The sequence below is a fragment of the Paenarthrobacter sp. NPDC057355 genome (assembly GCF_042667405.1).
Classification (GTDB): domain Bacteria; phylum Actinomycetota; class Actinomycetes; order Actinomycetales; family Micrococcaceae; genus Arthrobacter.
The window spans coordinates 455,593-468,743 of the sequence record NZ_JBHVAL010000001.1 but is presented as its reverse complement, the minus strand read 5'-3'; the positions used below and the strand labels follow the sequence as shown (position 1 = coordinate 468,743).

Annotated in this window: 10 protein-coding genes; 4 read left to right on the top strand and 6 right to left on the bottom strand. The window is 62.7% G+C overall.

Annotation, left to right across the window (positions count from 1 at the left end):
• Window positions 1-47 precede the first annotated feature (47 nt).
• Entirely contained in the window at window positions 48-428 is a 381-nt protein-coding gene (locus ACFUOZ_RS02145; protein WP_377544251.1) for a GntR family transcriptional regulator, read from the bottom strand.
• 148 nt (window positions 429-576) lie between these two features.
• Window positions 577-1,356: a trans-aconitate 2-methyltransferase gene (locus tag ACFUOZ_RS02140; RefSeq protein ID WP_377544248.1), complete on the bottom strand. Its 780-nt coding sequence runs from the start codon at window positions 1,354-1,356 to the stop codon at window positions 577-579.
• Window positions 1,357-1,426: 70 nt separating this feature from the next.
• Here ACFUOZ_RS02140 and ACFUOZ_RS02135 point away from each other — a divergent pair, with 70 nt between their 5' ends.
• From ACFUOZ_RS02135 to ACFUOZ_RS02120, 4 genes are all read left to right on the top strand, one after another.
• A complete protein-coding gene (locus tag ACFUOZ_RS02135; protein ID WP_377544245.1) occupies window positions 1,427-3,961 on the top strand; it encodes a DEAD/DEAH box helicase in 2,535 nt (844 codons plus the stop codon).
• 197 nt (window positions 3,962-4,158) lie between these two features.
• Window positions 4,159-5,334 carry a CoA transferase gene (locus ACFUOZ_RS02130; protein ID WP_377544242.1) on the top strand — a complete coding sequence of 392 codons (1,176 nt, stop codon included), beginning with the start codon at window positions 4,159-4,161 and terminating at the stop codon, window positions 5,332-5,334.
• A 32-nt stretch (window positions 5,335-5,366) separates the two neighbouring features.
• The gene (locus tag ACFUOZ_RS02125) at window positions 5,367-5,879 is read left to right on the top strand and encodes a GNAT family N-acetyltransferase (protein ID WP_377544239.1); all 513 of its coding nucleotides are present in this window, start codon (window positions 5,367-5,369) and stop codon (window positions 5,877-5,879) included.
• Entirely contained in the window at window positions 5,872-7,209 is a 1,338-nt protein-coding gene (locus ACFUOZ_RS02120) for an alpha/beta fold hydrolase (RefSeq protein WP_377544236.1), read from the top strand. Before ACFUOZ_RS02125 ends, ACFUOZ_RS02120 begins: the two co-directional genes overlap by 8 nt.
• Before the next feature lie 15 nt (window positions 7,210-7,224).
• On the opposite strand, the gene ACFUOZ_RS02115 is transcribed toward ACFUOZ_RS02120, so the two are convergent.
• From ACFUOZ_RS02115 to coaE, 4 genes are all read right to left on the bottom strand, one after another.
• Window positions 7,225-8,544: an MFS transporter gene (locus ACFUOZ_RS02115; RefSeq protein ID WP_377544234.1), complete on the bottom strand. Its 1,320-nt coding sequence runs from the start codon at window positions 8,542-8,544 to the stop codon at window positions 7,225-7,227.
• Between the two features lie 27 nt (window positions 8,545-8,571).
• A complete protein-coding gene (locus tag ACFUOZ_RS02110) occupies window positions 8,572-9,600 on the bottom strand; it encodes a TerC family protein (protein ID WP_377544232.1) in 1,029 nt (342 codons plus the stop codon).
• A 167-nt stretch (window positions 9,601-9,767) separates the two neighbouring features.
• Window positions 9,768-11,867: an excinuclease ABC subunit UvrB gene (uvrB, locus tag ACFUOZ_RS02105; RefSeq protein ID WP_377544230.1), complete on the bottom strand. Its 2,100-nt coding sequence runs from the start codon at window positions 11,865-11,867 to the stop codon at window positions 9,768-9,770.
• Window positions 11,868-11,896: 29 nt separating this feature from the next.
• Complete coding sequence (coaE, locus tag ACFUOZ_RS02100) at window positions 11,897-13,132, bottom strand: dephospho-CoA kinase (RefSeq protein WP_377544227.1); 1,236 nt, start codon at window positions 13,130-13,132, stop codon at window positions 11,897-11,899.
• Window positions 13,133-13,151 lie beyond the last annotated feature (19 nt).

Below are 13,151 nucleotides of genomic sequence, written 5' to 3'. Positions count from 1 at the left end.
AACTTCTTCGAATTTCCATGTCGTGCCTCACATGCTACCGATCGGTATCAATCGGCGTCGTAGGCGGCGGCCAAAAGCTGTACGGCCTCAGCGAAAGAAGCGCCCTGGGCCTTGGCGGCAGCCGCGTATTGTGCTGCGGCCCCGGCCAGGGCACTCCAACGGTCATCCCTGGCGCAGACCACTGTTCCGTTACGGCCGTGCGTTGCAACAACCCCGGCTGCTTCGAGTTCCTTGTAGGCCCGCGCGACTGTGTGGGGAGCCACGTCCAGTACGCTGGCGAGGTTCCTGACCGGCGGCAGCTTCGATCCCACGGCCAGCGCTCCCGAATCTGCGAGCTCAATGATGCGCAGTCGCAATTGTTCAAAGAGCGCCACAGCGCTCCCTGTATTGGGCCGCCACTTTCCCGGAAACTCCCCTGCGGGAGTCATAGCAATCTCCTGGCCGGGGCTGAAGCCACCGTTGGTGGCCGATCTGGATTACGTCCTTGGTCCATGCCGAGAATTAGACCAGCGGCACCCGCGCGGGACAAGGCATGCCGGCGCACCAACCTCTTCGGGCGCGCAACTGATTGACGACTCACGGATTCTTCCTTGCGACAGCGAAAATGCGCCGGAAGGGATACACCGTTCCGTGGCCCGTGGATGGGTACGCCTCACGAAGCAAAGCCGCGTATTCCTGTTCAAAGGCGTCCGCTTCCGGAGCCGTCAGGGCGGCCAGGACAGGTCGAAGGCCCGTCCCCCTGACCCATTCCAGCACTGGGTCTTCACCCTGCAGTACTTGCTGGTAGGTGGTCTCCCACGCATCAGCCGAGCAACCGGCGTCGAGCATTAAGCCAAGGTAGTCAGCAGGACTGCCGACAACGCCGTCGTGGCGCACGACTCCGGCCAGTTGCTGCCGCCAACGCGGGGTTTCGGCCAATTCGCGCATCAGCGAGTGGGAGGCAGAGGTGAAGTTTCCCGGAACCTGCAAGGCGAACCAAGCGCCGGGCTTCAATGAGGAGAGCCAGTCGCCAAGCATTTCCTGGTGACCCGGTACCCACTGGAGGGCCGCGTTGGTGACCACGACGTCGGTATCACCGTCCGGGCTCCAGTCGGCGATATCGCGCTGCCTGAACTCCAGGCCGCTGAATGTTTCTGCCAGGGGCGCTGCCTTGGCGAGCATTTCACTGGAAGAATCGAGGCCGACGACGCGAGCCTCGGGCCAACGTTCGGCCAGGGTGGCTGTCAGGTTCCCGGGACCGCACCCAAGATCCACCACCTGTTGGGGCTCAGTCGCCTGGATCCTTGCGATAAGGTCCTGGAACGGCCGGTCCCGATGGTTGCCGAACTCCGCATACTTGGACGGATCCCACTTCACAAAAGCCTCCTCGAGCCGGGCACCACTGCTGGGCTGAGCCTAAACCGTCCGGGCACTAAGCTGGAAACCAATGAAACTTCTTGAGCAGCTTCCCGGTTCCACCGCGACAGGTCCCTTGGACCCGGACGAAATCTACACACGCTTCGTTGAGTGGACGGAGAGCCGCGGGCTGCAGTTGTACCCCGCCCAGGACGAAGCGATCATGGAGCTCGCCTCCGGCGCCAATGTCATCCTTGCAACCCCTACCGGGTCCGGGAAGTCGTTGGTGGCTATTGCGGCGCATTTCGAGGCCATGGCCCGTGGACAGCGCAGCTACTACACCGCGCCTATCAAGGCACTGGTATCAGAGAAATTCTTCGCGCTGTGCGAAATCTTCGGCGCCGAAAACGTGGGCATGATCACCGGTGACTCGGGTGTGAACCAGGATGCGCCCATCATCTGCTGCACGGCCGAAATCCTGGCCAACATCGCCCTCCGCGAAGGCTCCACCGCCGAACTCGGCTCTGTGGTCATGGACGAGTTCCACTTCTACTCCGATCCGCAGCGCGGCTGGGCGTGGCAGGTGCCGCTCCTGGAACTCCCCCAAGCCCAGTTTCTCCTGATGTCGGCAACCTTGGGCGATGTCACCCGCTTCGAAACCGGCCTGACCGAACTGACTGGTCGTCCAACAACGACGGTGAGCTCGGCTGAGCGGCCCATTCCGCTCCACTACTACTACCACCCCACCCCGGTCCACGAGAGCCTGGAAGAACTGCTCGCCACCAAACAGGTTCCGGTCTACGTGGTGCACTTCAGCCAGGCGGAGGCCATCGAGCGGGCCCAGAACCTCATGAGCATCAACATGTGCAGCCGGGACGAAAAGGACCGCATTGCCGAGTTGATCGCAGGATTCCGGTTTGCCGCGGGGTTTGGAAAGACCCTGAACAGGCTGGTCCGCCACGGGATTGGGGTCCACCACGCCGGCATGCTCCCCAAATACCGGAGGTTGGTGGAGCAACTGGCCCAAGCAGGCCTGCTGAAAGTCATCTGCGGCACGGACACCTTGGGCGTGGGCATCAATGTGCCGATCAGGACAGTGCTGTTGACCGCCTTGAGCAAATACGACGGCGTACGCACCAGGTCGCTTAACTCCCGTGAGTTCCACCAGATTGCCGGCCGTGCCGGACGTGCCGGCTACGACACCGCCGGCACCGTGGTGGTTCAGGCGCCCGAGCACGTGGTGGAGAACACCAAGGCCATGGCGAAGGCAACGGCCAAGTTCGGTGATGACCAGAAGAAGCTGCGCCAGGTGGTGAAGAAGAAGCCGCCTGAAGGATTCGTCTCCTGGGGCGAGCCGACGTTCAAGAAGCTCGTCGAGTCCATTCCTGAGCCGCTCACCTCCAGTTTCACGGTGACACATGCCATGCTGCTGAACCTCATGGAACGTCCCGGTGACCCCTTCCAGGCCACCCGACGGCTGCTCAGCGAAAACCATGAGAGCAGGCCTTCCCAGCTCAGGCTGATGAAGAAGGCCCTGGGGATCTACCGCGAGCTGCTCGCGGCCGGGGTGGTGGAACGCATTCCGGAGGAAGAGCAGGCAGCTGAAGGACGCTCAGTGCGGCTTACAGTGCACTTGCAACCGAACTTCGCCCTTAATCAGCCGTTGTCTCCCTTTGCCCTTGCCGCCCTGGAACTGCTGGATCCCGAGTCGCCCTCCTACGCCCTGGACGTGGTCTCCGTGATTGAGTCGACCCTGGAGAAGCCACGGCAGATTCTCTCCGCGCAGCAGAAGAAAGCCCGCGGGGAAGCTGTTGCCGCCATGAAGGCTGACGGCATCGAATACGAGCAGCGCATGGCCATGCTGGATGAAGTGACATATCCCATGCCCTTGGCGGAGATTCTTGGCGAGGCCTTTGAGGTCTACCGTAAGGCTGCTCCGTGGGTTGGCGACTTCGAACTCGCCCCCAAGTCCATCATCCGGGACATGTACGAACGTGCCATGAATTTCGGCGAGTTCGTCCAGTTTTACGGGCTTGCACGCTCGGAGGGTATCGTCCTGCGCTACCTCGCTGACGGTTTCCGCGCCCTCCGACAGACCGTTCCCCAGGACTTGTTGCGGGACGACCTCGAAGACTTGATTGCGTGGCTGGGAGAATTGGTGCGCCAGGTGGACTCCAGCCTCCTCGATGAGTGGGAGGAGCTGACCGCCGGGCTGGCCCCCACCACGCATGACGCACCACCTCCCCCGCCACCGCTGCTGACGTCCAACATCCGGGCTTTCCGGGTGATGGTCCGGAACGAGATGTTCAGGAGGGTGGAACTGTTCGCGGACGAGGATTCAACTGCCCTGGGTGAACTTGATGCCGACGCCGGCTGGGATGCTGAGCGGTGGGAAGACGTGCTGGACGACTACTTCGACGAACACGACGACATCGGCACAGGACCGGACGCCCGCGGGCCGGGCCTGCTGATCATCACCGAAGAGCCGGGCCTGTGGAAGGTCCGGCAGATCTTCGATGACCCGGCCGGGAACCACGACTGGGGCATCTCGGCCGAGGTGGACCTCGCGGCATCCGATGAGAGCGGCACGGCCGTGGTGCGCGTGACAGACGTCAACAGGCTCTGACCGGACGGCCATGGAAGTCCCGGACCTGGCAAGCAGCCTGCAGAGCCTTGAGGCGCTGCGGGCGGTTACCCCCGCCACGGTGACGGGGTTGCGAACCTGGTGGGACGGCGGCCTGGACGTGGAGGGCCTGGCGCTGGGATCGGTCCAGGCCGCAGCGACTGCCCTTGGAGCCCTGACAGGATTCGCCGGGCTATTCCGTGTCATCCGGGACCGTTGCTGCCTCCTTCGATTCACTGGGGCACCTGAGGATCAACGGGGCCAAACCGCAAGGGTTCGCTCCGGCGTCGGGCTTTCGGCGGACCTCCGATGGCTGGATCCGCCTGCATGCCAACTATCCCCACCACGCTGCGCGGCTGATGGAAGCGCTGGACGCGTCCACGCAACAGGACGTGGACGAGGCTCTCCTCGCCATGACGTCAGCGGCTGCGGAGGACGCCATCAACGGCAACCGCGGCGTGGCGGCGGCGGTCCGGAGCCGGGCTGACTGGCTCGCATCCCCCATGCATGCAGCAATCAGCAACGACCCATGGATCACCTTCGAGCCCTCTCCGGGTTCGCCCGGCTTGGGCCGGCCCAGTACGTGGCGACCGTCCAGGGACCCGTTCCGACCCCTCGCCGGACTGAGGGTCCTGGACCTTACGCGCGTCATCGCAGGTCCCACAGCCACCAGGTTCCTGGGCGCCCTTGGGGCCGACGTTCTGCGGATCGACCCGCCGCGGTTTCCGGAATTGGAGGAGGCTTTTGTCGACGGCGGATTCGACAAACGTTCCGCCCTCGCTGATGTCGAAGATCCAGCCCGGCTGGAGGTCATCCGGGGCCTCATAGGCACCGCGGATGTCGTGGTGGCGGGCTACCGAAACGGAAGCCTGGACAGATTCGGTCTTGGAGCTGAGGCTCTGGTGGCCGAAAAGCCTGATCTGGTGGTGGCGACGCTGTCCGCCTGGGGAAGGACCGGTCCTTGGCAACGGCGGCGGGGCTTTGACAGCCTGGTGCAGGCGGCTTCCGGCATCGCCGGGGTTTATGGTCACAAGGACGACGGCGGGTGGACGCCTGGAGCGCTTCCCGTCCAGGCCCTCGACCACGCGACGGGCTACGGAGTGGCCGCAGCCGTCCTGGCGCTGTTGGCGGAACGGCTCGGGGCGGGGACCGGAGGGATCGCCGCGCTCTCGTTGGCGCGCACTGCCGAGGAACTGTTCCGGTTGCCTCGCCCTGGTGTGGCTGCAGGCTTACTGCCGGAACCGGATGAACGTGGGTGCGCAAGCCCTTATGGCCCGCTCCGATTCGTGGAGCCGCCGTTGATGGTTGACGGCGCCCAGCTGGAATACCGGCAGCCGCCCGTCCGGTATGGATCTTCCGCCTTGGTTTGGCGTTAGGACGCCTTGCTGCTCCTAGTAAGCTCGGATGCATGAGTGTAATCCGCCAAGCTACCGCTGATGACGTCCCCGCAATCCTGCGTATGATCCACGACCTCGCGATCTATGAAAAGGAGCCGGACGCCGTCAAGAACACTCCGGAGAAGCTCACTGAGGTGCTTTTTGGCGAGAACCCGCGGGTCTACGCCACGATCGCAGAAAACGAAGCCGGCAACGTGCAGGGATTCGCCCTGTGGTTCCTGAACTACTCCACGTGGGAAGGCGTCCACGGTATCAATTTGGAGGACCTCTACGTCGAACCCGACGCCCGTGGCGAGGGGCACGGCAAGGCCCTCCTGCAGTACTTGGCCGCGACTGCCGTCGAGCGTGGCTACGCCCGCGTTGAGTGGAGCGTGTTGAACTGGAACGAGCCTTCGATCAACTTCTACAAGAAGCTGGGCGCTTTTCCAATGGAGGAATGGTCCACTTTCCGCCTCACAGGAGAGGCCTTGGAAGCGTTTGGGGCTCCAGCCGCCCAGGCCCAGGAATCGTTTGCCCGTGGCTGAAACACTCTCCCCCACCCCGGAGCACAGCATACGGGCCCGCCACGAATTCCGCGGTGTGCGCACGGCCGAACACTATTTCACGGTGCCGTTGGTGCATTCACCCGGAAACAGCGGGGCAGGCGGCGAAACCATCACAGTCTTCGCCAGGGAGTACTCGTCCACGGCACACACTTCAGAGGAGGCGGCCAAGCTCCCTTGGTTGTTGTTCCTGCAGGGTGGACCGGGTGGCAGAGGAAACCGCGTCACGTCCCTGGGCGGCTGGATGAAGGCAGCGGCCATGGATTTCCGCATCCTGATGCTTGACCAACGTGGCACGGGTCTTTCCACGCCTGTTGAACAGCGGTCGCTGGAACTTCGGGGAGATGCGGCAGCCCAGGCGGAGTATTTGACACACTTCCGAGCCGATTCCATAGTTGCCGATGCTGAATACATACGCCGTGTCCTGGGCTCAGGTCCCTGGAGCGTGATGGGCCAGAGCTTTGGCGGGTTCTGCGCACTGACGTATCTGTCCTTCGCCCCTGCTGGTTTGCGCGAAGTCCTTATCACCGGCGGCCTGGCCCCGCTCGAGGGACCTGCAGACCGCGTTTACCAGGCCACATTCAAGCGTGTTGCTGCCCGCAATGCCGAGTATTTCCAGTGGTATCCGGAAGACCGTGAAATGGTCACAAAGATCGTCCGGCACTTGGAGCAGACACCTGAGTTCCTCGCCAGCGGTGAAAGGTTGACCCCCGAACGGTTCCAAATGGTGGGTTCGTTCCTGGGTGGCAACACCCGGGTGGATTCGCTGCACTACCTTCTGGAAGATGCGTTCATCGAGACCCTGGACGGCGAGAGGCTCTCAGAAACGTTCCTGGAGCAAGTGCGCAGCCTCGTCAGCCGGGCCGCCAACCCTCTGTATGCCGTGCTGCACGAATCGATCTACGGCCAAGGCGAAGCCACCAACTGGGCTGCCTGGCGGGTCCTGGACGACTACCCGGAATTCGAGCCGGGAGCCCAGCAGCCCCTGCTCACAGGAGAGATGGTCTATCCCTGGTACTTCGAGCAGGATCCAGCCCTCGTACCCCTGCATGACGTCGCAGAACTTCTCGCGGCCCGCAAGGACTGGAAGCCTCTGTACGACCCCGCAGTGTTGGCCACGAACACTGTTCCCGTTGCTGCCGCCGTGTATAAGGACGACATCTACGTGGACCACGAGCTATCACTCGAGACCGCATCTGCGGTACGCGGATTGAAGCCATGGGTCACCTCGGAATTCCACCACGACGGCATAGGTGAAGACGGCGAAGGGATCTTCAAGCGGCTCTTTGGCATGGTCCGCGGGGGGCAGTGACCGCCACTGTGCGTTTCAGTTGGTGCTGACGCTGGCGCGGCCACGAATAGTCGTAGCGAGTGCCAGGACAAGGACCGCCGCGACCACGACGCTGGACGCCACGTTGAGCCCTGTGTAGCCGATCCACGCCAGAAGGAGACCGGAGGTTGCGCCGCCGACCGCCCCCGCGGCACCCATCAAGGTATCTGAGACTCCTTGGACTGTGACCCGGGCATCCGGGCTCACGCTCTCGGCAAGCAACGTGGAGCCCGCAATGGTTGCCGCGGACCAACCCAGTCCCAGGAGCACCAATCCCGCAGTTACAAGCGCGGGTTGGTCCTGCCCCAGGCCCGCGATGAAGACTGCCAGCAGGAGCATGCCGTGGCCGATGGCGATCGTCTGGAGCCGTCCTGCCTTGTCCGTCAGCCATCCCCACAGCGGGGAAAGAGCGAACATGCCGGCAATATGAAGTGAGATGGTGAGCCCGATGACCACCAAGGCGTCCGTGTCGTTGGTGCTTCCCCTGTGATGGCCGGCGTGTGATCCCGCCACGAGCTGCTGCAGGTGAAGGGGCGTCATGGACATGACGGCCACCATCACTCCATGTGCGGCGACTACTGCCGCCAATGACAAAACGGCCTGCCGGGACGAACCAACGGCCCGTAAGCCCGAGGCCACCGTTCCCCTGGGAGGCGGACCGCCGGAGTCCTTTGCAGCCGTCGCCAACCTTCGGGAAAGCAACAGGGGGTCCGGCCTCAAACCCACGAACAGAAGGACCGAGGCCAGCAGCAGGCCACCAGCCGAGAAGACAAAGGGCCCGGCGATGGGAGGCAGGCCCAGGGCCTGCCCCACAGCGGCGCCCGGCTGAATGAGGTTCGGCCCGGCAACTGCCCCGATCGTTATTGCCCAGACCACTGTGGACAACGACCTGCCTCGGCGTTCCGGCTCTGCGAGGTCAACGGCGGCAAAGCGCGCTTGGAGGTTCGCCGCTGTGCCCAACCCCAGCAACGCGGCGCCCAGGACCAGGATCGGGAATGACCTGGTCATCACGGCCACGATGAAGAGAAGCGCTCCAACCATGGCCGCGACCAGGCCAGTGACCAGACCCACGCGTCGCCCGCGGGCCTCTGCCAGGCGTGCCAAGGGAAGGGCCGCAATGGCTGCCGCCAGCGTCAGCACCGTCGTGATGGAACCGGCCCATGCTTCAGACCCGGAAAGTTCGACGGCGAGCAAGGAACCTATGGAGAGGGTCGCCCCGTTCCCGATACCGCTGAGCAGTTGGGAAGCACTGAGCAGGAAAACAGTACGGCGCTGGACCCGTTGCGGGTCCAGCGCCGTAGTTGGGGAGGTAGTCACCTCCTGAGACTACAACTTTCGCTGAAGTTACTCTGCCTCGCTCAGGCTCTTTCGTGCGTCTTCCTCAAGCCGGGCATCCAGCTTGGCCTGGCGGGCCGCAGGGCTGAGCAGGCTGGCCACGACTGCAACGATGATCGTTCCAACGATGACCGCGAGCGAGACATAGGTGGGGATCTCCGGCGCCCATTCGATGTGGTGCCCACCGTTGATGAACGGAAGTTCATTGACATGCATTGCGTGCAGGACCAGCTTGACGCCGATGAACGCCAGGATCACCGACAAGGCGTGCTTCAGGTACACCAGGCGGGTCATGAGGCCGCCGAGCAGGAAGTACAGCTGGCGCAGCCCCATCAGGGCGAAGATGTTGGCCGTAAAGACGATGAAGGCGCTTTGGGTGAGGCCGAAGATCGCGGGGATCGAGTCGACGGCGAACAGGAGGTCGGTCAGGCCGATGGTCACGAAGACGATCAGCATGGGGGTGAAGACCTTCTTGCCGTCAACCGTGGTACGCAACTTGCCGCCGTCGAACTTTTCCGACATCGGGAGAACCTTGCGGAGGCGGCCAATGAGGGGGTTCTCGGCACCCTCTTCTTCGTCTTCACCGGAGTCCTTTGCCTGCTTCCAGGCGGTCCACAGCAGGAAGGCTCCGAAGATGTAGAACACCCAGCTGAACTGCTCGATCACCACAGCGCCGAGGGCGATGAAAATACCACGGAGGATCAATGCGATGATGATGCCCACCATCAGCACCTCCTGCTGGTACTTACGGGGTACCGAGAAGCGGGCCATGATGATGATGAAGACAAACAGGTTGTCGATGCTGAGGCTGTATTCAGTTACCCAGCCGGCGACGAACTGTCCGCCGTACTCAGCGCCGGCAAAGAAGAACATGGCAACTGCGAAAACCAGCGCCAAGGCAACATAGAAGCCGACCCACAGGCCGGCTTCCTTCATTGAGGGTTCGTGGGGTCGCTTGACGACCAACAAGAGGTCGATCAGCAGGATGATTCCGAGGACGACAAACGAGCCGACCTCGAACCAGACAGGGAGCTCCATAAAAGGGCCTTTCGCAGGGTACGGGAAAACGGTGTAAGTCTCTCCGGCCGCCATGGAGCGTTTGATGCTCTGACATGGTGACCCGCTAGGCCCGGCGAGGCAACCATGCCTTGCGTGCTGACGAACCTAGCGCTTGGGATACTCCCCTACGTGGCTTAAACCTTACCCTAGGCGTGGCCGGCGGTTTGCATCTGGCGTAATTCGCGCTTCAACTCCTTGACTTCGTCACGGATCCTTGCTGCTACCTCGAACTGCAATTCGGCAGCGGCACCATGCATTTGTTCAGTCAGTTGTTCGATAAGGCCCACCAGGTCCTCGGCTGGCGCGGCGGCAAGGCCGTCCTGCCGGACAGTGGCAGCGCCTTTGGCCGCGGACTTGCCACGCTTGCCGCCCTTGGCCATTCTGTTGTTGTTCAGCAGCTCCTGGGTGTCCGCGTCTTCCTTGGCCAATTGGTCGGTGATGTCGGCGATCTTCTTGCGCAGCGGCTGCGGGTCGATGCCGTGTTCGGTGTTGTACTTGACCTGGATGGCGCGGCGACGGTTCGTCTCATCAATGGCGTGTGCCATTGAGTCGGTGATTTTGTCGGCGTACATATGGACCTGACCCGAGACGTTACGGGCGGCACGTCCGATGGTCTGGATCAGGGAGGTGGAGGAACGCAGGAAGCCTTCCTTATCGGCGTCCAGGATGCTCACCAGGGAGACTTCGGGCAGGTCAAGGCCTTCCCTCAACAGGTTGATGCCCACGAGGACATCGAAGACGCCCATCCGGAGCTCACGGAGCAGTTCTACACGGCGCAGGGTATCAACGTCGGAGTGCAGGTATTCGACCTTGATGCCATGGCCCACCAGGTAATCGGTGAGGTCCTCCGCCATCCGCTTGGTCAACGTGGTCACGAGGACACGCTCGTTCTTTTCCGTACGGATCCGGATCTCCCCCAGGAGGTCATCGATTTGGCCCTTGGTGGGCTTGACCACGACCTCGGGATCGATGAGTCCGGTGGGGCGGATAATCTGCTGGACGTAGCCATCGGCCTTGCCGAGCTCGTACTTGCCCGGAGTGGCCGAAAGATAAACCGTCTGGCCGATGCGCTCGAGGAATTCGTCCCACTTCAGCGGCCGGTTGTCCATGGCCGACGGCAGACGGAAGCCGAAGTCCACAAGGTTGCGCTTGCGGGACATGTCACCTTCATACATTGCACCGATCTGGGGAATGGTGACGTGCGATTCGTCGACCACCAACAGGAAGTCATCCGGGAAGTAGTCAAGGAGGCAGTGCGGTGCCGTGCCGGGATCGCGGCCGTCGATGTGCACCGAGTAGTTCTCGATGCCGTTGCAGAAGCCCATCTGCTGCATCATTTCGAGGTCATAGGTGGTGCGCATACGCAGACGCTGTGCCTCCACCAGCTTGTTCTGGGCTTCAAGGACCTTCAAGCGGTCGGCGAGTTCGTCCTCGATCCGCTTGATGGCCCGGGCCATGCGTTCGGGCCCCGCGACATAGTGCGACGCCGGGAAGACGTACATCTCTTCCTCATCCCTGATGACCTCACCGGTCAGGGGATGAAGCGTCTGGATGTTCTCGATTTCATCACCGAAGAACTCAATCCTGATGGCAAGTTCTTCGTACATCGGAATGATTTCCACGGTGTCGCCACGGACCCGGAACGTACCCCGGTGAAAGTCCATGTCATTGCGCGCGTACTGCATGGAGACGAACTTCCTTAGGAGATGGTCGCGGTTCATTTCCGCGCCCTTACGCAGCGTCACCATGCCCGCTATGTACTCTTCGGGCGTCCCCAAGCCATAAATGCAGGAAACTGTTGCCACCACGATGACATCCCTCCGGGTCAACAAGGCGTTGGTGGCGGAGTGGCGCAAACGTTCGACTTCCTCGTTGATGGAGGAGTCCTTTTCGATGAACGTGTCAGTCTGCGCGACGTAGGCTTCCGGTTGGTAGTAGTCGTAGTAGGAGACGAAGTACTCAACCGCGTTGTTTGGCAGGAGCTCCCGGAATTCGTTGGCCAACTGCGCGGCAAGGGTCTTGTTCTGGACCATTACCAGCGTGGGCCGCTGGACCTGCTCGATGAGCCAGGCCGTGGTGGCACTCTTACCCGTACCGGTGGCACCCAGGAGGACAACGTCCTTTTCACCGTTCTTAATGCGCTCGGTCAGCTCCGCGATGGCGGCCGGCTGGTCGCCCGCAGGCTTATAGTCACTTACAACTTCAAAGGGCGCTACGACACGGTTGATTTCCTGGGCAAGGCTCATGCATCAAATCTACCCCCGCCCCAGGACAGTTACTGTCCGCGTTTGCGCACAGCGGAAGATGAGAACGACGGCGGTGTCCAGCCGGTGCGCGCGGCCCACTCTTCCATTGCGGGCCAGGCCACATTGGTAAACCACGGTTCCTTGGCCTCGGCGTACGCAGCTGTTCCATTGTCCCCGGAATGGGCAGCCGCCAACTGGCTTTTGAGGGCTTCGTACTGAGCCCGGGCTGAAGGATCCCCGCGCAACCAATCGCGGAACAGCAACGCGTACTGCCAACCGGCTGACGCCACCGCACGGACATGGAGGTTAACGGGCCGGCCTGGATCAGCATTGGCATGGAACCGCTTTTGCCACGACGCCGGATCAGGGTCCGAGGGTTTGGGGGTGTCCTCCGTGACCCCGGGAACCTCCGGGAAGCCCGCCTTAGCCAGCAAGGGCGCGATCCGGTCCGCGGTTGCCAGGTCGGGAACGGCCAACTGCAGGTCCAGCACATCCTTGGCTGGCAAGCCCGGCACGGAGGTCGACCCGATGTGGTCCACAGTCAGGGCCTCGGGAACGGCAAGGAGGATGCGCTCCGCCAGACGCTGGGCTTGCGCTGCCCAGTCCCCCGCCGGCTTCACCAACACCGGAGCAACGGTCCGGGGTGCCCTGACACCGCGCTTGATGTTGTCCGCAAAAGGCACCAATCGTTGCTCCCACAGCGCATCGACCGAAGCCAGCAGATGGTCAGGGCTTCCTGAATTGTCAAGGATGACGTCCGCGGCGGCATTACGTTCAGCCCGTCCCGCCTGGGCTGCCATGCGGGAACGGGCGTCTTCGGGATCCATTCCGCGGAACTCCACCATGCGTTGGACGCGCACGTCGTCGGGCGCGTCCACCACCAGCACCAAGTGGAAGTTGCTGCCCTGCCCGGTCTCCACCAGGAGCGGGATGTCCTGCACCACGATGTCGCCGGCGCCGGCGGTTTCCATGATCGCTGCCGCCGCACTGCGGACCAGCGGGTGAACGATGCCGTTCAGGACCTTGCGTTGCGCCGGATCGCGAAACACGATGGAGCCCAGCCTGGGCCGGTCCAGCCGGCCATCCGGGTCCAGGATGTCGGTGCCAAATGCTTCGACGAGCTGCTCCAAGCCTGGCGTCCCGGGCTCCACCACCTGCCGGGCAAGGACATCCGCGTCGATGAGGACGGCGCCCAGTTCCCGCAGCTTCGAGGCCACCAACGATTTCCCTGAGGCGATGCCGCCCGTCAGTCCGATTTTCAGCACCCCTCAACACTAGACTGAA

Excerpts from the sequence above, each read along its gene's own strand:
- ACFUOZ_RS02145 (WP_377544251.1), bottom strand. The coding sequence starts at position 428 with ATGACTCCCGCAGGGGAGTTTCCGGGAAAGTGGCGGCCCAATACAGGG.
- ACFUOZ_RS02135 (WP_377544245.1), top strand. The coding sequence starts at position 1,427 with ATGAAACTTCTTGAGCAGCTTCCCGGTTCCACCGCGACAGGTCCCTTG.
- ACFUOZ_RS02125 (WP_377544239.1), top strand. The coding sequence starts at position 5,367 with ATGAGTGTAATCCGCCAAGCTACCGCTGATGACGTCCCCGCAATCCTG.
- ACFUOZ_RS02110 (WP_377544232.1), bottom strand. The coding sequence starts at position 9,600 with ATGGAGCTCCCTGTCTGGTTCGAGGTCGGCTCGTTTGTCGTCCTCGGA.
- uvrB (WP_377544230.1), bottom strand. The coding sequence starts at position 11,867 with ATGAGCCTTGCCCAGGAAATCAACCGTGTCGTAGCGCCCTTTGAAGTT.